16 protein-coding genes are annotated in these 18,076 nt (G+C 39.6%); 7 read left to right on the top strand and 9 right to left on the bottom strand.

Translation table 11 applies throughout. The features are described from left to right. Positions 1–24: 24 nt before the first annotated feature. A complete protein-coding gene (locus DY109_RS09280) occupies positions 25–1,569 on the bottom strand; it encodes a flagellin B (protein ID WP_023948588.1) in 1,545 nt (514 codons plus the stop codon). Positions 1,570–1,834: 265 nt separating this feature from the next. On the opposite strand from DY109_RS09280, the gene topA reads away from it, so the two are divergent. Beyond that, entirely contained in the window at positions 1,835–4,102 is a 2,268-nt protein-coding gene (topA, locus tag DY109_RS09275; RefSeq protein ID WP_023948585.1) for a type I DNA topoisomerase, read from the top strand. Next, positions 4,095–5,093, top strand: a complete 999-nt coding sequence (locus DY109_RS09270; RefSeq protein ID WP_023948584.1) for a radical SAM protein — start codon at positions 4,095–4,097, stop codon at positions 5,091–5,093. The genes topA and DY109_RS09270 overlap by 8 nt, the downstream gene beginning before the upstream one ends. 202 nt (positions 5,094–5,295) lie before the next feature. Here the strand turns inward: DY109_RS09270 and DY109_RS09265 are convergent, their stop codons facing one another. From DY109_RS09265 to fliI, 4 genes are all read right to left on the bottom strand, one after another. Continuing rightward, complete coding sequence (locus DY109_RS09265; RefSeq protein ID WP_181894628.1) at positions 5,296–5,979, bottom strand: glycosyltransferase family 25 protein; 684 nt, start codon at positions 5,977–5,979, stop codon at positions 5,296–5,298. Positions 5,980–6,200: 221 nt separating this feature from the next. Then, positions 6,201–7,034, bottom strand: coding sequence for a flagellar hook-basal body protein (locus DY109_RS09260; RefSeq protein WP_023948579.1), 834 nt, complete (start codon positions 7,032–7,034; stop codon positions 6,201–6,203). 52 nt (positions 7,035–7,086) lie between these two features. Further along, positions 7,087–8,676: a hypothetical protein gene (locus tag DY109_RS09255; protein ID WP_181894627.1), complete on the bottom strand. Its 1,590-nt coding sequence runs from the start codon at positions 8,674–8,676 to the stop codon at positions 7,087–7,089. Between the two features lie 18 nt (positions 8,677–8,694). Beyond that, positions 8,695–10,017, bottom strand: a complete 1,323-nt coding sequence (gene fliI / locus DY109_RS09250; RefSeq protein ID WP_023948577.1) for a flagellar protein export ATPase FliI — start codon at positions 10,015–10,017, stop codon at positions 8,695–8,697. Positions 10,018–10,118: 101 nt separating this feature from the next. On the opposite strand from fliI, the gene tig reads away from it, so the two are divergent. The 5 genes from tig (at position 10,119) to pyrH (ending at position 14,665) form a co-directional block, all read left to right on the top strand. Then, positions 10,119–11,522: a trigger factor gene (tig, locus tag DY109_RS09245; RefSeq protein WP_023948576.1), complete on the top strand. Its 1,404-nt coding sequence runs from the start codon at positions 10,119–10,121 to the stop codon at positions 11,520–11,522. Beyond that, the gene (gene clpP, locus DY109_RS09240; RefSeq protein ID WP_023948575.1) at positions 11,519–12,106 is read left to right on the top strand and encodes an ATP-dependent Clp endopeptidase proteolytic subunit ClpP; all 588 of its coding nucleotides are present in this window, start codon (positions 11,519–11,521) and stop codon (positions 12,104–12,106) included. Before tig ends, clpP begins: the two co-directional genes overlap by 4 nt. A gap of 39 nt (positions 12,107–12,145) precedes the next feature. After that, the gene (locus DY109_RS09235) at positions 12,146–13,231 is read left to right on the top strand and encodes a GGDEF domain-containing protein (protein WP_023948574.1); all 1,086 of its coding nucleotides are present in this window, start codon (positions 12,146–12,148) and stop codon (positions 13,229–13,231) included. Further along, complete coding sequence (def, locus tag DY109_RS09230; RefSeq protein ID WP_023948573.1) at positions 13,228–13,773, top strand: peptide deformylase; 546 nt, start codon at positions 13,228–13,230, stop codon at positions 13,771–13,773. Before DY109_RS09235 ends, def begins: the two co-directional genes overlap by 4 nt. A gap of 178 nt (positions 13,774–13,951) precedes the next feature. Then, positions 13,952–14,665, top strand: a complete 714-nt coding sequence (gene pyrH / locus DY109_RS09225; protein ID WP_023948572.1) for a UMP kinase — start codon at positions 13,952–13,954, stop codon at positions 14,663–14,665. Positions 14,666–14,791: 126 nt separating this feature from the next. Here the strand turns inward: pyrH and DY109_RS09220 are convergent, their stop codons facing one another. Genes DY109_RS09220 through ppa form a run of 4 tightly spaced genes read right to left on the bottom strand, consistent with a single transcriptional unit; the run spans position 14,792 to position 18,076 of the window. Further along, positions 14,792–16,720, bottom strand: a complete 1,929-nt coding sequence (locus DY109_RS09220; protein WP_023948571.1) for an SEL1-like repeat protein — start codon at positions 16,718–16,720, stop codon at positions 14,792–14,794. 22 nt (positions 16,721–16,742) lie between these two features. Beyond that, positions 16,743–16,886, bottom strand: a complete 144-nt coding sequence (locus DY109_RS11580; RefSeq protein WP_162832656.1) for a hypothetical protein — start codon at positions 16,884–16,886, stop codon at positions 16,743–16,745. Positions 16,887–16,930: 44 nt separating this feature from the next. Beyond that, positions 16,931–17,539, bottom strand: a complete 609-nt coding sequence (gene recR, locus DY109_RS09215) for a recombination mediator RecR (RefSeq protein ID WP_023948570.1) — start codon at positions 17,537–17,539, stop codon at positions 16,931–16,933. 18 nt (positions 17,540–17,557) lie between these two features. Further along, positions 17,558–18,076, bottom strand: a complete 519-nt coding sequence (gene ppa / locus DY109_RS09210; protein ID WP_023948569.1) for an inorganic diphosphatase — start codon at positions 18,074–18,076, stop codon at positions 17,558–17,560.

Here is an 18,076-nt window from a genome sequence, read left to right as displayed (position 1 = left end):
TCTAAATTATAGATTCTAGTTTGGCTATTGTAATAGTCTCAATACATTTTGTTGCACGGCATTTGCTTGCGCCATAGCGAAGCTCCCGCTTTGTGCGAGGATATTGAATTTTGAGAAATTCGCAGATTCTGTGGCAAAATCCACTTCGCGAATTTGGCTCTCAGCTGCTTTGACGTTGACTTGCGTTACAGAGACATTGTTGATTGTAGCGACAAGCTGTTGTTGCACAGATCCGATGTCAGCGCGCACTTTATCAAGCTGTGTACGTGCAGAATCCGCCATATCCATAACAAGCATAGCCCCTCGCAAACTCGTAACCCCAGCGCCAATTCCCTTCCAGTTAAGTTCGGCTTGTGCGACATTTGCATTTGCACCATACGCGCTTGCGATATTTGCGTCAAATATCCCGCGTAATTCACGCAAATTTGCGGTGTATTCAGCGATCCCTTGTGAAGAGTGGAATCCTATATGGCTATAATTTACCCCGCTCACAAGCACATCTCGTGCGTCTGTGCGGATAAGTGTGAGTCGCCCGATGATAGCGTGATTGTATCCAGAGATTCCATTAAAATCCCCGCCACCAAATACTTGCGCAGCTTCGCCTTCAGCATGCACGGAAATTGCCCTTCCGTCTGAAGAGGTGAGATTGAGTCGTCCTGTAATGTCAAGATACGCATACACGCCTGTGCGCTCTTTTACGCTATTGATAGCGTTGATGAGTCGTCCATCAGAGTCGTTTTTACGCACATCATTAACAGTTCCAATTGAAGTGCCATTGATAACCAAATCCCTTACCGTTCCAGACATAACAGGCAATGTGCTTGTCGCCATAACATTATAAGAAGCGCGGATTCCAAGCGTATCGGAGAATTTATTAATCACCTCGCTTAATGCTCCCACACCAGTCCCTGCTGAAGTTGAGATTTTGGCAGCTTCGAGCTGAAAACTATTGAGCCCATCGACTTGACGGAAATTCAGTGCCACTTCAGTGAGGTTTTTGACCGCACCAGAAGCGAGCATTCCATCTCCTAGAATCGAAGAAGATTCCATACGCACATGTCCGATTTTATTAGAGTTTGTAGGACCGATAGAGGCTTTTACGGTTGTGTTTGAATACGCACCGATTTGGAATTCTTTATTTGAAAACGATCCAGAAAGCATTTGCTGACCATTGAAGCTTGTCGTATTTGCGATATTATCAAGCTCTTCTAAAAGTCGCTGAATATCGCTTTGTAATGCGCGCCTAGATTCTAGTGTTTGTCCATCTTGTGCGGCTTGAATTGCTTTTGTTTTGATTGTATCAAGAATCTTAATTTGCTCATCCATTGCTTTATCAGCAACTTGAATCATACCAATCGCATCATTAGCATTTCGCACAGCTTGTCCTAAGCTCTCACTTTGACTTCTTAAACTATCAGCTATCGCCATACCAGACGCATCATCTGCGGCTTTATTGATCCGAAGCCCAGAGCTTAATTTCTCTAATGATGATGCTATCTCCCTATTTGTCTGAACACCAGTTGTATGCGCTGTTAAAGCTGCAATATTTGTATTGATTTGAAAAGCCATTTGCATCCTTTGCAATTAATTTCACAGAATCTAAAAGCAATAGATGTTCCAAAAATTAAAAGTAAATATAAAATAGTCGATATGGACTGATTTTGTGATTTTTGTAGGATCTATAAAATGTCTGCAAAATAATGGCTTGTGATAATTATGATAGATTCTGAGATGATTTTGACGCATTGCCACATTCAAGCACCAAATAAAATAAAACATTATTGTTTTTTGCTACAATGCCTTCCACAACTTTATCAAACATCAAAGAGGGCAAATGAAAGATTTAATCATCGTAGAATCACCAGCAAAAGCCAAAACAATCAAAAATTTTTTGGGTGATACATTTGAGGTGATCGCATCAAAAGGGCATATAAGAGATCTTCCAAAATATTCATTTGGAATCAAAGTGGAAGACAAACATTTTTATCCAGAATACCAAATAGATTCTGATCATAAAGATATAGTCGAGCAAATCAAAAAGCTTGCCAAAAATTCCAAAAAAATCTATATTGCAACCGATGAGGACAGAGAAGGAGAAGCCATTGGCTACCATATCACGCAAGCTCTTGATAGCAAAAAAGCTACCACAGAGTTTCCACGCATAGTCTTTCATGAGATCACCAAAAACGCTATCCAAAGCGCGCTTAAAAATCCTCGCACAATCGATATGGATAAAGTCAATGCCCAACAAGCAAGGAGGCTACTTGATAGGATTGTAGGATTTAAGCTAAGCCAACTTCTAGCGAGCAAAATATCAAAAGGACTTTCAGCAGGAAGGGTGCAAAGTGCTGCGCTTAAGCTTGTAGTCGATAGAGAAAAAGAGATTTTAGATTTTAAACCTCAAGAATATTATCTTATAAGTGGAATCTTTAATGGAGTAGAATCTGAACTTGTAAGCTTTCAGGGCAAAAAGCTTAAAAAGCTTGATATTGATTCGCTCTCAAAAGCGCAAGAAATGCTTGATGTGCTTTCAAAATCAAAGTTTAAAGTCAGCGAAATCACACGCAAAGACAAAAAATCTCCAACTCCTCCGCCATTTATGACTTCTACACTTCAGCAGAGTGCATCTTCGCTTCTTGGATATTCTCCGACAAAAACCATGTCAATCGCCCAAAAACTCTATGAGGGCGTGCAAACAGATAATGGCATTATGGGTATCATCACTTACATGAGGACAGATAGCCTTAATATCGCCAAAGAAGCCTCACAAGTCGCAAGAGAAAAACTCCTTAGAGACTTTGGCGAAAAGTATGTCCCAAAAACTCCCAAAATCTACGCGACCAAAAACAAAAGCGCGCAGGAAGCACATGAGGCGATCCGCCCGACAAATATTGACTTTACGCCAGCAATTGCCAAATCCTATCTCAAACCCGATGAGCTCAAGCTCTATACATTAATTTATAATCGCTTTTTAGCTTCACAAAGCCAAGATGCAGTGTTTGAATCTCAAAGCGTGATTTTTGCCTCAAGTGAGGGCGAATTCAAAGCCACAGGCAGAAAGCTTGTGTTTGATGGGTATTATAGGATTTTGGGTAATGATGACAAAGACAAGCTTTTGCCAGATTTTACAGAGCTTGCCCCAATCACTCCAAGTCAGATTGCCTATCAACAGCATAGCACAGAGCCACCAGCTCGCTATTCTGAAGCAAGCTTGATTAAGACTTTAGAATCTTTAGGGATAGGCAGACCAAGCACATATGCGCCAACGATTGCCTTGCTTGTCAATCGCGAATATATCACAATAGAAAAGCGTCAGATCAAAGCCACACAAAGCGCGTTTAATGTCATTAAAATGCTTGAGGATTATTTTAATGAAATTGTAGATTCTCATTTTAGCGCACAAATGGAAGAAAAGCTTGATTTTATCGCACTTAATAAACTCTCATGGCAGCAAGTTTTATGGGATTTTTATGAGCCATTTATGGAGAAAATCACTTCCGGCAAAAGTAATATCGCCAGCCAAAAAGTCGCGATTCCAACAGGTGAGATATGCCCGCAATGTGGCAAAGAGCTTATCATAAGGAAAAGTCGCTATGGCGAATTTACCGCTTGCAGTGGCTATCCTAAATGTAAATACATCAAAAAAGATCAAACCCAAGACTCGCAGAATCTAAGTGATGAAGTGTGCGAGAAATGCGGAAAACCAATGGTGAAAAAATTTGGGCGCAGGGGTGAATTTTTGGCATGCAGTGGCTATCCTGAATGCAAAAACACAAAATCTCTCCAAGGCGATAAACAAGCACAAAACATTATCCAAGTCCCATGCCCAGAATGTGGTAGTGAAATAGTTGAGCGATTTGGGCGCAGGGGCGGATTTTATGGGTGCAAAAATTATCCAAAATGCACCTTTGTCTCCTCAATCCTTCCAACCTCTACAAAATGCCCAGAATGTGGCTACATCATGGGTAAAAAAACGCTCAAAAGTGGCGAAGTGCTTGAATGCCTCAAATGCAAACACAAGCTCAACGTCCAAACACTCCAACCCATAGAATCCAAACCCACCAAATCTAAAGCAACCAAAAAAGCCAAAAGCAATGCCTAGATCAAATATTGTTTTTGGTCCTGTGCGCTCAAGGCGATTTGGGCGATCACTTGGTGTAGATCTCTCGCCAAACAAAAAGCAATGCAATTTTGATTGTGTGTATTGCGAATTGCAAAAAGCAAAGCCTGTGGATATGATGAATGATGTGATACCAAAAGAAATGGTGATTGAGGCGATAAGAGATGCTGTGATGAGTATAGATTCTGATGAGATTGATGTTTTGACTTTTAGCGCAAATGGTGAGCCCACACTTTATCCATATCTATATGAAGTGATAAGTGCGGTGAAGGGCTTTTTGCCACCTCATATAAAGACTTTGATTTTGAGTAATGGCTCAAAATTTCACGAGCAGCAAAAAGCACTTTTGCTCTTTGATATTGTGAAATTTTCTATCGATGGCGCAAGAGAGCAAGACTACAAAAAAACAGATCGTCCTAGCAAAAATTTACATCTTGAGAATATTTTTGAGGGCATTAGAGAATTTGCGAGCAAATATCAAGGTGAGCTTGTGGCAGAGGTGCTTCTTGTGGCTGGATTTAATGATAATGAAGAAAATCTAGCCAAAATCGCTTCATTTCTAAGAGAGATCCAAGTCAGTCGAATCGATATAGGAAGTATCGATAGACCAAGCGCATATCAAGTCAAAAGTGTCAGCCATGAGAGGCTAGAATCTTTTGCAAGAATTTTTGAAGGGCTGCATGTAAATATCCCTACACGATCGACAAATCCGCAAACACCTAAAGAATCCAAAGAATCATCACAATCAAGCACGGCAAAACCGCTCAAGCCAAAAACCTACACCGCAGATGAGCTTTATAAACTCATCGCCACGCGTCCTATTGCGCTTAATGAAGCCACATTTTTGCTAAGCCAAGAATCTTTACAATCCCTCCAAAGTCTTATTGAGTGCGGAAAGATTATAATCCAAAAAAGCGTAGGCATAGAGTTTTATGTGGCATCAAAAGCCCACATCAAGCCAAAATCTACTTAATCCTTGCGTAAAATCTATGCAAAAGTTAATAATTAAGTCGATGAAGCAGGCGGAAATTTTGGTGGAGAATAGGTTATTTTAAATAAAGCTCGCCTAAGTTGGATTGCTGTGCGATAAAAAGGCTTGATGATTTTATATGAGAAATTTTTATATGGAATCAATAGTTTTTTTAGATTCTTTGAATATTTTAGATTTTTATCCTCTAAATTCCTTTGAGGGGGGGGCAATAGCGATTAATAGTTGAGTGTTTAGAGTATTGGTTTTCAAAAATACAAAATGGTTTGTAGATGATATTATCTATTTTATTGCGTGAGACAAATTCCATTTGTATATCCACTGGGCTATCCCAAGTTTTCCACTTCAAAAAAGCCCTTGCAGCCTTTGGGGTGAGATAATACCCCTGCGTGCCATTTGTGTTTTTGAGCGAATAGTAGAATCTAGAATCTGCAATTTGATAGACATATTTATCGCGTTTTTTATCCATATAATACAATCGCACAAATGCAAAGTTAGATTCTGCTATTGTTTGGATTGTCTCCAAAAAGCACGGCTCAAACCCCACATCATCTTCTAGCACGATGATTGGCTCATCTCTTTTTACGCATTCTTTCCACATTTCATAATGCGAAGCATAGCATGCGATCTCATTATCACTTAGGATTCTGCCATGAAGCATATAGCATTTATAAGGGCTGAAATACTGCGTTTTGTATGAGGCAAATACTTCATCGCTTGACTCTATTGCTTGAAAAAAATGCCAATAAATAGTGTTAGTGTCATTTATAGCTTGATTGTCTGTGGCATTTTGGCAGAGATTTTGGATCTCTTGCTCCATTTTGGCTCTCCGTGCGGTTTGGTTTTTGAGATTAATGATATAAATATGCACGATCACTCCATTTTGCTGTAATTCAAAAGCTAGATTCTACTGAGTTTTTGTAAAAGCTACATTAAAATCACAAATAAGAATCTAGCTTGCCCTCCAAAATCCACAATCACTTACATAGCCTTATAACCACTTGCAATGATTAAGTTAGATTCTGGCTTTGATTAAGATTTGCAATGACAAAATACTTATAAAGCCACAAGATAAATACAAGATAAATTTTATTACGCGCGGACGGCGAGTTTGCTAATTGCCTCTGGCGCAAAGTCGTCCATATAAGTGCGCATTGCACGAGAATACATATCTACAAGCCTGTTTGTCTCGATAAGTGCGCTCATTTCTTTGACTGCATTGACATTGCTTTTTTCGACAAATCCTTGCACCAAAGAGCCATTATCTATGGCGATGATTCTGTCATCAAGTCTTTCATCGGGGTATTTGAAAAGATTATCGCCAACTTTTTGGAGGTATTTTGGATTATCAAAGCTCACAATCGCTAGGCTTCCACCTGCAATCGGAGCGTTGATTTCTTCATTACCGGGATTACGAAAATAAAGATTGCCATTTTTGTCTGCTTCAACTTGCAAGCCTTGAGCGATCAAAATCCCCCCTTCGCTCTCAATCCCAGCGCGAGAAAGCACGCGATAACCTTGCTTTGTGCTAAGAAAACCATCATTATCGATAGTGAAGCTTCCATCTTTAGTGTAGCGGATTCCATCTGGGGTTTGTATCGCAAAATACGCATTTGGCTTTTGCAACGCAAAATCTAATGGGTTGTCGGTTTGTGCTATCGCGCCTGTTTCAAACTCTGTGTATTCTTCAGAAATATTTGGCACGCGGTTAAGATTGCGGTTTTGGTATTGTGCGGCAGCGCGCGTGTGGTCTTTGATAGGAAGTGTGTCTTGAGTCTGTTTATACAACCTCAAAAAATCTCCCACCACGACATCATCTCGCTTGAATCCGTTTGTGTTGAGATTGGCAAGGTTATTGGAGATAACATCAAGCCTATTAAATTGCGTGATCATACCGCCGGTTGTGGAATAATAGCCATTAATCATCTTTGTGTCCTTACAGAGTATTGCAGAATCTAAGCAATTTATATGCCAAATATTATTTACCAAAAAGGCGGTGCGTGTCTATGCTCAAAGTAAGCATTTGTTGCAAGGCGAAAGTTTGTGGCAATGAAAAAAACATAAAGCTTAAATTTGCCTTGAGCCAATTATTGCGGTATTCATAAAACACATTTACGCGATTAAAGCGATCTGCGCGATAAAAAGGCAAGCCATCATAAAAATTCTCGCCATACTCGCTATAATAGTACATTTGCCCATCACCAAAATAATAACTCTCCTCAAGCCCAAATCCTTTGTATTGGAGCTTGAATCCGCCCTCATAGCCCATAGCATGATGAAATGCGCCCAGTCCGCTTAGACGCCTTTTGCGCTCGATTGATGAGAGTGCGCCAAATTGGATTTGGGCTGTTTGCATAGCGCGCAATAATGGCACAAAATCAACCCCGATATATGCGTTGTAATAGATTTTATCCATAAGCTGTGTATCAGGCAGTCCGCTTGGCGTAAATGCGCCATCTTGTGAAAGCACTTCATCGTTTTTGAAATGATAGAGCAAAGCGCTCCCGCCTACAAAGCCATAATTATTCAAAAAACGTACCTTGCCACTTGCAAGGACGAAAAACTCATCAAATCGCTTCGCAAGATTCCCGCCAAACCAATCAAAGACAAATTCAGCATAGCCATTTATCGCAGAATCTTGATGTGAGATGTATTGCAAAAGTACGCCATTTGTGTTTGGATTGAAAAACAAAAAATCTTGACGAAAAAAGCTTAATGGATACTCACCCCTCCAATATCTCCTGCCAAAAATCCCAAAATACGCCCGAAAAATTTCCCCCTCATAACGATAATACGCCGATATGTTGGCTTTTGTCGGAATTGTGCTTGCGCCCATATTTTGGATTGCAAATCCTCCAAACATTATGGAGTGATTCTGCCCGATACCCATACCAATCTCAGGTGCGATACGAATGGCATACAATGTGCGCGTAGCCCAATACGGATCGCTTCCTTCGGTATTGTCAAGAAAAAAGTCAAATCCTAAGTTGTATCGCAAATAAAGTGGCGATTCTGCGGATTGTGGTAGCCGTGGTTGCAAATATGGCTGTGGTTGAGGTTGGGTTGTGTTTGATTGCGTTTGTGGCTGTGTGGCTAAAGTAGTCAAAGTGGGCTCTTGTGTCGCTAGATTCTGCGTAGAATCTAGATTTTGAGTTTTAGATTCTGGATTCTGGATTCTGGATTCTGGATTCTGGATTCTGGATTCTGGATTCTGGATTCTGGATTCTGGATTCTGGATTCTGGATTCTGGATTCTGGATTGCTTCGCGCCTCGCAATGACGAAAAATGGCATAGAATCTAGATTCTGCTTTGCTTGTTTTGCAGGCATTTGCAATGATTCAGAATCTAGATTTTGCTGATTATGGTGTGTTGCTTGCAAGCTTTCATTATGCAATGCTTGGTGGAATGCTTGTGGATAGACGTTTTGTGGAAGTATGAATGCCATTATTAAAAATATTTGAGAGATGGTGTGGTTTGTATTTTGTTTTTTCATATTTGTCCTGTGTTTATTTGGTGTTGATTGTGTTTGAGTTTTTAGATTCTGGATTATTGAGATGTTGCGTATCATTTATTGTTTTTGTGTGATTTAGGTTTGTTGTAGCTTGCTTGCAAAGATTTCTTTAAGCATTTGGATAGAATGCTCAAAATCCACAATCTCATCTTCGTTTTGTTTTAAGAAATTTTCCATAAGTGGCTTTATCTCCATAGCATAATCAAGCTCTGCATCAGAGCCTTTTTGGTATGAGCCTATGCGTATGAGAATCTCATTTTCTTTCAAAAGCGCGTAATAGCGGCGAAAATTTTGAATCAATAATTTATGCTCTTTGGTGATGATGTCATTACTCACGCGCGAAGCTGATGAGAGGAGATTGATAGGTGGGTAGATTCCGACATCTGTAAGTCCTCGATCAAGGATAATATGCCCATCCAAAATACTTCGTGCCTGATCGGCTATGGGATCATTTAAGTCATCGCCCTCGACCAAAATCGTAAAAAATGCCGTGATAGAGCCTTTGCCTTCTTCTTTGCCTGCACGTTCCATAAGTTGTGGCATAAGTGTAAGCACTGAAGGTGGATAGCCTTTGCTTGTGGGTGGCTCGCCTAGTGCGAGTCCTATTTCGCGTTGCGCCATCGCAAAGCGCGTAACAGAATCCATAATAAACAGCACATCTCTGCCTTGTGATTTAAAATATTCAGCAACTGCCATAGCAGAAAACGCGCCATACTTTCTCATCAATGCAGAATCATCGCTTGTCGCGACAATCAAAATAGTGTTTTCAAGATTTCCATTGAGTGATTTATGGATAAATTCAGGCACTTCTCTACCGCGCTCACCGATAAGTGCGATAACTTTAATCGGCGCATTACAACCACGTACAATCATTCCCATAAGTGTGGATTTACCCACGCCAGAGCCGGCAAATATCCCCATTTTTTGCCCTTTGCCACAAGTTAGCAGACCATTAATCGATCGCACCCCTACATCAAACACTTCATCAATGATTCCTCGTTTGAGCGCGCGGATAGGCGGGGCGATGATTGGCGCATAAGTGGAGGTTAGCAATGCTGGCTTGTCATCAATTGGCTGTCCTAATGGATCAAAAACTCTTCCTAGCATTTCCTCGCACACAGGAAAGCTAAGCTCGTTTTTTTCGATAAATACAATATCATTGATAGAAAAATGCTCGACAAAAGAAAACGGGCTAAATCCAAATGAATTCTCCTCGCTTAATATAACAATGCCTAGCGATTGACTCTCATCTCTATGGATAATTTTTATAATATCACCAACGGAGGGAATAATGCCTTTTGCATAAATGATTGTTGGTGTTATTTTATAGACGATGCCATATTGTGGAGATAAATTTGGACGAAGTTTAAGCTTACTTTTGAGCACTTCTAATGACATTGCGATACACAGCCCCTTAAGAATATTTCCAGAATTTTATAATGTTTTTTGGTATTTTTAGTTAAAATAAAAGAATTCACTAAAATTTGCAAAGGAGTGTTATGAACATTCAAACCACACGAATCAATACTGCCAATGCTCTTGCAAAAGGCTTAATCGCGATTGAAGACTTAGAGCAGAAACTCAACCAAATAGCACAAAAAGTAAGCAAAACAATAAAAATGGCTGGCTTTAGACAAGGAAAAGTGCCTGTAAGCATCGTCAAAACTCGATATAAGGATTCTATCGAGCAAGACGCCCAAAGAGAAATGGTGCAAGATATGCTAAATACCGCACTCAAAGATTTAAAAATCGATGCAAAGCAACTTATTGGTGATCCGATAATTACGAAGTTTGAAAAAGGTGAGAAAAATATCGATGTAGAGATCAAAATCTCTATTTTGCCTGAATTTGATGTCTCTGATGCGCTCAAATCTATCCCTGAGCCAAAAATCCCCACAGCCTCACCAAAGCAAATCCAAGAACGACTTGATATGCTTGCTCGATCGCAAGCACCGATTGTGGATTCTACAAGCAAAGTAGTCAAAAAAGGGCATATAGCCAACATTGACTTTGAAGGATTTGTCGATAATGTAGCCTTTGAGGGTGGAAAGGCTCAAGGCTTTGATCTTGATATAGGAAGCAATCAGTTTATACCCGGATTTGAAGATGCGCTTGTAGGCGCAAAAGTCGGCGAAGAAAAAGAAATCCAAGTGGATTTTCCACAAGATTATCACTCTGCTAATCTTGCAGGCAAAAAAGCAACCTTTAAAGTCAAAATCAACGCAATCAAAGATCGTGAAAAAATCGAACTCAATGATGAATTTGCCAAAAAAGTGCTCCATAAAGAAGACGCAAGCCTTGATGAACTTAAGCAAGATATACAAAAACAGCTTGATCTTGATCTCAAAAATAAATATTACAGCGAAGAAATGAGAGAAAAAAGCCTTGAAGCGCTTAATAAAGCTTTTAGCTTTGATGTGCCGGATTTGATTGTCGAGCAAGAAATGGATATGCTATTTAGAAACTCTCTCTCTCAAATCACAAAAGATGAGCTTGCAGTCTATCAAAAAGACCCCAAAAAAGCACAAGAAAAGCGCGAGACATTTAGAGATGAGGCGCACAAAAGTGTGAAAGTTACATTTATCATCGATGCATTGGCAAAGAAAAATAACATTGATGTAACAGATAATGAAGTGATGTCTGCGATTTATTATGAATCTATGATGAGCGGGCAAGATCCACAACAAGTTATTGTGTATTATAAAGAGAATAATTTTCTTCCAGCAATCAAAATGTCGATGATAGAAAACCGCGTGCTTACAAGACTTCTTGATGAAAAAGCAAATCTTAAAGACACCAAAGACACTAAGGGCGCAAAAGTAAAAGCAGATTCTGCAAGCAAGGCAGAATCCACAGAATCTAAAATAGCAGAATCTAAAAAACCTAAAAAGGCAAAAGAATGAATTATATCCCCTATGTGATAGAAAAAACAGGGCGAGGCGAGAGAAGTTATGATATTTACTCACGACTTCTCAAAGATCGTGTGATCCTCCTTAGTGGCGAGATAAATGATATGGTCGCTTCATCGATTGTAGCGCAACTGCTTTTCTTAGAAGCCGAAGATCCCCAAAAAGATATAAATCTTTATATCAACTCTCCGGGCGGAGTGATTACAAGTGCATTAAGCATTTATGATACGATGAATTATATCCAAGCTGATGTTTGCACGATTTGTATCGGACAGGCAGCGAGTGCTGGGGCATTTTTGCTTAGTTGTGGCACAAAAGGTAAGCGGTTTTCACTGCCAAATTCTCGCATTATGATCCATCAGCCCTTAGGTGGCGCGCAAGGACAAGCCACAGACATCGAAATCCAAGCAAAAGAGATTTTGAGGCTGAAGTCTATTTTGAATGAAATTATGGCAAAAAACACAAATCAAACGCTTAAAAGAATCGCTCAAGATACAGAGAGAGATTTTTTTATGAATGCAAAAGAAGCACAAGAGTATGGCTTAATCGACAAAATCCTTACAAAGAGTATAAAATAACAAATACCAAAATAATGCACAAAAATAAGGATAAAAATTATGATAGATAAATTACAAGAAAAAGCTTCAAATATCAAAACAAATCCTTTTTTATCGGGCATAGACCCAGAAGTCCCGGATTCTAATACCGATATAGAGCCAACGCGCGATGAGTTTTTTCAAAAAATCCAGCAAATTTCTCAAAGTGTCATTCAGGCTATGGAGCAAGAATCCTTGCCTTGTTTGCCGGCAAATTATGAATTGTATTTTGGTAAGTTTCTCGAAAAAGAGCCACCAAGCACAAAAGAAAAAGTGCGAAAAATTATGAACCTCCAATCAGACATTCAAAACCGCGCGCTTGTGTTTGAAAAATCCGTCGGCGAAAGCCTCAAAATCATTAAGCAGGTGCTAAATTGTATGTCTGTGGTATATCAAAACTTCATCATCTCTCAAAATGTCGTCAAACGATATTCCAAAGATATGGCACAAGCTGATAATAAGCTTGTATTCAAAAATGTCATGGATTTTTTTATGCGCGACATTAATAAAGTAACAAATATAACTTCCAAGCAGCTTGGGCAAATCCAAAATCTCTACACCAAAATCAATAGAAATCTCAAATCAATCAGCCAAAACTCTGTCTATGATCTCACGCTTGATGTGTATAACAAAAATTATTTCACTTCGTTTTTGCAAAAAGAGCAAGAGCTTTGCAAAGAATTTAATCATTCTTCGATTTTGATTTATGTTAGCCTTTCACGATCGATTGCTTCAAGCGTGGGGCAGGATTCTCCGACATTTTTGCTTCTTTTGAAGACTATGGCGAAATTTCTCCAAAAACACATACGATCTAGCGATGCTGTCGCGTATATGGGAAATGGTATATTTGGGGTTTTGCTTAAATATTCTGATGTTTTGGAAGCGCAAGAACTCTGTATCTCGCTCTATCAAGCTTCGCAAACAACAGATATTTTTGTCGCTGATATTAATCTCCAGCTTGATATTATCACAAGTATCACCAAAATCTTGCCTGATCGATCGATTGAAGAGACAATGAGTGCTTGTCTTTCGACTTTGCGAATCGCACTTGAAGAAAAACAACGATGCAAAATCTACCAACAAGATGAAGTAAGCGCACCTCAATGACAATCATCAAATACCCAGATTCTAGACTCAAGCAAAAGTCTTCACCCGTGGAGGTATTTGATGAGAATCTAGCACAAATGCTTGATGAAATGTATCAGATAATGACACAGACAAATGGCATAGGGCTTGCAGCGATACAAGTGGGGATTCCATTGCGCGCGCTTATTATTAACCTTCACCGCGAAGATGGCGAGCAATACAAAGAGGATACATTAGAGATCATCAATCCTGTAATTTTAAAAACAAAAGGGCTGACAACATACCGAGAAGGTTGCTTGTCTGTGCCGGGATTTTATGAGGATATAGAGCGATTTGAGGAGGTTAGTATCGCGTATCAAGATCGCCATGGTCAAGAAAAAATCCTCCAAGCCACAGAGCTTTTGGCTATCGCGATACAGCATGAAATGGATCATTTGGAGGGGATCTTATTTATCGATAAGCTTCCACTTTTGCGCAGAAAGAAATTTGAAAAAGAACTCAAAAAAATCCAAAAAGAGCAACGAGACAAAAAGAGCAACGAGATAAGAAAAACTAGAATCTAAAATACCGCGCAAACCAAGCAAAACCAAGAGCCAAAATATTACAACTCGCGTTAAACCCACAACTCTAAAGCTCAAACTTTGCAAATCTAATCACCATTTTAGATTCTGCAAAAAAACATATTTTATAGTTTTCTTACTTCAAACTCACTATAATTTCTCAAATCCTAAGGAGGACACAATGGCAAAGAAAAAAAGAATATTGGTGAAGTTTTCAGGAGAGGCGTTGGCTGGTGAGAATGGCTTTGGTATCGAGCCTTCAGTGCTAAGCTATATTGCTAGAGAGATTGAGAGTTTGCTAAAGGCTGATGTTGAGGTCGGGATCGTGATTGGCGGTGGAAATATCATACGCGGAGTGAGCGCGTCAGAAGGGGGGATTATCCGCAGGACAAGCGGGGATTATATGGGAATGCTCGCAACAGTCATCAATGCTGTGGCTATGCAAGAGGCGTTAGAGCATATCGGGCTTGATGTGCGCGTGCAAAGCGCTATCGAGATTAAGGAGATTTGCGAGAGTTATATCTATCGGCGCGCGATTAGGCATCTTGAAAAAGGGCGCGTGGTGATTTTTGCTGCTGGCACTGGGAATCCATTTTTTACCACCGATACGACAGCGACACTTCGCGCAGTAGAGATAGGCGCAGACTATGTGATTAAAGCAACCAAAGTCGATGGAGTGTTTGACAAAGATCCCAACAAATTTCAAGACGCTAAAAAGCTTGATGTGATAAGCTACGATAGCGCATTAGCTGAAAATATCAAGGTTATGGACGATACAGCGATCGCCCTTGCCAAAGACAACCGCCTGCCTATTGTCGTGTGCAATATGTTTAAAAAAGGAAATTTGCTTGAGATTGTAGTCAATGGTGGCGGAATCTGCTCGATTGTGAAGTAGATTCTGCTTTGTGTGGAATCTAGGTATTTAGTATAGTTCTTGAGTGTCCGCATTCATAAGGCTAGAATCTGCAAAAAGAAGCAAAAATAGAGGATTTGGATCACATGTAAATATGTAAATTAGATTCTAGATTCCAATGCCTATAAATACCATAAATGCGTTGTTTTTGCTTTTGTAGGTTTGTGAGCGATCAAGCTCAAATCCCCCATCTCCATACCACTCTCTTCTAACCCTACCTCCATAATAGCTAACATCATAGGATATGTATTGGAATCCTATGCGCAAACCAATATCAAGCATTACACCAAAGCCATAGCCGAGCATATTATCAATAGGATTGTCGATGCTTAAGCTTGAGACTGGGACTAAATAATCAATAATCCCATAAGCCCTTAGTGTTCCCATTCTTACGCCAATATAGCTTCCGACATTAAACATACCTACATTCATACCATCGCCATTGTAATAATACGGAGCATCAAGTTCTTCAAGCTCATCATCGTCCATTAAGGTGATGCGCGTGTATCCCATATATGGCGCGACAAATGGCGAGAATTTGGGGTTTTTGCCACGTATTTCAAACCCGACTTTAAGATTAAATCCAACCTTAGATGAAGACTCCTTCATAAGTTGTGGCAGATTTGGACGTAGCACAGGCATACCCATTTCTATAAACGCCCCGATTTTTGAAAGCTGTGAGTGAGATTCGGTTTTTACTTTGTAACTTCTTAGCTCTTCTTGCTCTCTCTTGGCTTGCTCGTTTGCTTGTGCTTGTTGCAATTCTTTTTGCTTTTTTATCTTAAGGCAGATTTCTTCGTTTTGGCATTGGCTCGGATCGATTTCATAGAGTTTTTCGCACGCGCTTTCTTCATAAAAAAGCGTATTGCACGCCTTTGAGTAGTATTGCACCTTTTGCACATCATCTGTTTGATACATATCGCCTAGCTCCTCACACCCTTTTGTGAAGTCGCCATTGAGTCCAAGCGCGCAAGATTTCTCTAGTAGCATCATTTTTTGTGTAGAATCTTTCGCCCGCGCCAAAAAATAATACCCCAACGCAGAATCTAGCATTGCTGATTTTTCGAGCAAATCGATATTGTTGTTTTCATCACCTGTGATAGCGCAAGCTTTGGCGTTATTTGTATCGCAGAGTTTTTGTATCTCTTGCCAATCTTGCTGACTCTGCCATAGCAAAACACAGCCATCGCCGTTTTTGTCAAGCAGACAAGATTTTGAGTAGTAAGTATTTGCTAGACTTGTATTTGTTTGGACATGTGCTAAACCTTTTTGATAAATCTCCCCTGCAAACGCGCACGACAAGGCGTCTTTGCCACTGCAGCCTTTGATGAGTAAATCTCTTTTATCTGTGATTTCATCTTCAAGGAGGCTTTGCTCAAAGCAGGCTGATCCAAGTCCGCCATCGCAGGCTTTTGTGAAGTATTCTTTGGATTTGCGAGCAGAATCTGAGATCTTCCCTGCAAACAAACACCCCTCCAAAGTCCCCATTTTGCACCCTTTGTCAAAGTATTTGAGCGCAAAATCTATATTTTTGGCTAGTCCATTCTCGCCATTTTGGTATTTCCTCCCCAAACTCACGCAATAATATCCATCAAGCTGATTGTCTTTGCAGAGTTTTTCAAGGCTTTTTATCGTGTCAAATTCTGGAATCACTTCGTTTTGGATTACTTTTTTGTTAGGGTCGTATTGGATTTTGATATAGATTCTAGAATTATCTTGGTATTTGTCAAGAATCTTGTAGCCTAGATTCTGCATTGAAGTGTAGAGTTTGAGATGAGAATCTGCTTTTGTTTCTCCGTTATTATCGGTATTTTCATTGTATTCTGCTTGTATATTTACGCCAAGCGAAAGACGCAGTTCTTTCAAAGCCCGCGCTAATGCACTCATCTCGCCTTCTTTGAGGCTTGCTTCACCCACAGCACAATCAGGCTCTTGACACACGCCACTTTGCGCCCATTGTGGTTTGTCGCTAGAGAGGGCGATATTGATACAGAGACAAAACCCCATAACAAGCGGTATGATATTTATTTTTTTCATATCATGATCTCTTTTATGTGTGTTATTTGTTTGTTTTGTTCTTTGATAAAATTAAAAAGCCTAAAAATGCAATCAAACATACAAGAATAATTGTACTAAAGGCTTCAAAATTACCAAATGGCTTACTTAAATCAAAAACCTTTATTCCAAATATTTCAAACCCCATTTTTTACCTTTTATTTTTAATCATTTCTAAATAAATCAAAGTCTCTAAAGCTTCACCCTCGCACTCATCGCTCGCGAGAGAGAAAGCTGATCGATGTTTTCAAGTCCTATGCCTGTTGGCACTCCTTGCGCGATTTTGCTAAATGTGAGATTGAGGTCTTGAAGTTTATCTTCTATAAATATCATAATCGTCTCGTTTGCAAGGCTTGGAGAAAATGCAAAAATAATCTCATTGATATGGTTTTTTACAATGCGTGCGCGCAAAAAAGTAAAATCTATCTTATCCATAGCCTTATCCGTAGTCTTATCCATAGCATTTTGGACAACCCAATATTTACCACCAAAATCCCCGATATTTTCGATTGTAAAAATATCTTTTGGGTGAAGCACGACACATAATTGTCCATTATCGCGCTTGTCATCAAGGCAGATTTCACAGATTTCCCCCTCACAAATCGCACCACAATTTTTACAAGTCGCAATATAATGAATGGTATTTTCTATGCAATATGCAAGTTTTAAGGCGAGATGTTTATTTTCTATCGCGAGCGTATAGGCTATTTTTTGGGCTGATTTTTTGCCAATGGTTGGAATCTGCTCTAAGGATTCCACCAAAGAAGTAAAATATCCCAAAGAATTTTTGTAATGAGTCAAACGATCCTCCAAAAATACTTATTTATAGTTTTGCACGGCTTTTTGGAGGATTTTTGCTGCTTCGTCTTTGTCTTTATAATCTTTAACTTTTACCCATTTGTTTGGCTCAAGCATTTTGTAAGTCTCAAAAAAGTTTTTGATTCTATCAAGCGTGATTTTTGGCAAATCTTGAAGTGATTGGATTTTGTCATATCGCGGATCGATTTTGCTTATTGGCACAGCGATGAGTTTTTCGTCCATCCCGCTTTCATCTTCCATGATAAGCACGCCGATAAGACGACATTTAATCACACTTCCTGCTTGCAATGGGTATTCATTCAAAACAAGTATATCCATAGGATCATCATCATCAGCCAAAGTATTTGGCACAAATCCATAATTTGCCGGATAAAACATCGCGCTATACATTACGCGATCAACCACAACCGCGCCACTTTCTTTATCGACTTCGTATTTGACATTTGATCCATAAGGGATCTCGATAACTGCATTGACTTTTTCTGGAATCTCACCGACTGAAATTTTTGCTATATTCAT

This window comes from Helicobacter fennelliae, assembly GCF_900451005.1.
In the GTDB taxonomy this organism is placed as follows: domain Bacteria; phylum Campylobacterota; class Campylobacteria; order Campylobacterales; family Helicobacteraceae; genus Helicobacter_B; species Helicobacter_B fennelliae.
Note: the sequence above shows the minus strand (reverse complement) of the source record. Positions and strands in the feature narration are given on the sequence as shown.

What these genes read in the sequence shown, in the direction of transcription:
- DY109_RS09280 (WP_023948588.1), bottom strand. Translation starts at nt 1,569, where the DNA reads ATGGCTTTTCAAATCAATACAAATATTGCAGCTTTAACAGCGCATACA.
- topA (WP_023948585.1), top strand. Translation starts at nt 1,835, where the DNA reads ATGAAAGATTTAATCATCGTAGAATCACCAGCAAAAGCCAAAACAATC.
- DY109_RS09270 (WP_023948584.1), top strand. Translation starts at nt 4,095, where the DNA reads ATGCCTAGATCAAATATTGTTTTTGGTCCTGTGCGCTCAAGGCGATTT.
- DY109_RS09260 (WP_023948579.1), bottom strand. Translation starts at nt 7,034, where the DNA reads ATGATTAATGGCTATTATTCCACAACCGGCGGTATGATCACGCAATTT.
- DY109_RS09255 (WP_181894627.1), bottom strand. Translation starts at nt 8,676, where the DNA reads ATGATACGCAACATCTCAATAATCCAGAATCTAAAAACTCAAACACAA.
- fliI (WP_023948577.1), bottom strand. Translation starts at nt 10,017, where the DNA reads ATGTCATTAGAAGTGCTCAAAAGTAAGCTTAAACTTCGTCCAAATTTA.
- tig (WP_023948576.1), top strand. Translation starts at nt 10,119, where the DNA reads ATGAACATTCAAACCACACGAATCAATACTGCCAATGCTCTTGCAAAA.
- clpP (WP_023948575.1), top strand. Translation starts at nt 11,519, where the DNA reads ATGAATTATATCCCCTATGTGATAGAAAAAACAGGGCGAGGCGAGAGA.
- DY109_RS09235 (WP_023948574.1), top strand. Translation starts at nt 12,146, where the DNA reads ATGATAGATAAATTACAAGAAAAAGCTTCAAATATCAAAACAAATCCT.
- def (WP_023948573.1), top strand. Translation starts at nt 13,228, where the DNA reads ATGACAATCATCAAATACCCAGATTCTAGACTCAAGCAAAAGTCTTCA.
- pyrH (WP_023948572.1), top strand. Translation starts at nt 13,952, where the DNA reads ATGGCAAAGAAAAAAAGAATATTGGTGAAGTTTTCAGGAGAGGCGTTG.
- DY109_RS09220 (WP_023948571.1), bottom strand. Translation starts at nt 16,720, where the DNA reads ATGAAAAAAATAAATATCATACCGCTTGTTATGGGGTTTTGTCTCTGT.
- DY109_RS11580 (WP_162832656.1), bottom strand. Translation starts at nt 16,886, where the DNA reads ATGGGGTTTGAAATATTTGGAATAAAGGTTTTTGATTTAAGTAAGCCA.
- ppa (WP_023948569.1), bottom strand. Translation starts at nt 18,076, where the DNA reads ATGAATATAGCAAAAATTTCAGTCGGTGAGATTCCAGAAAAAGTCAAT.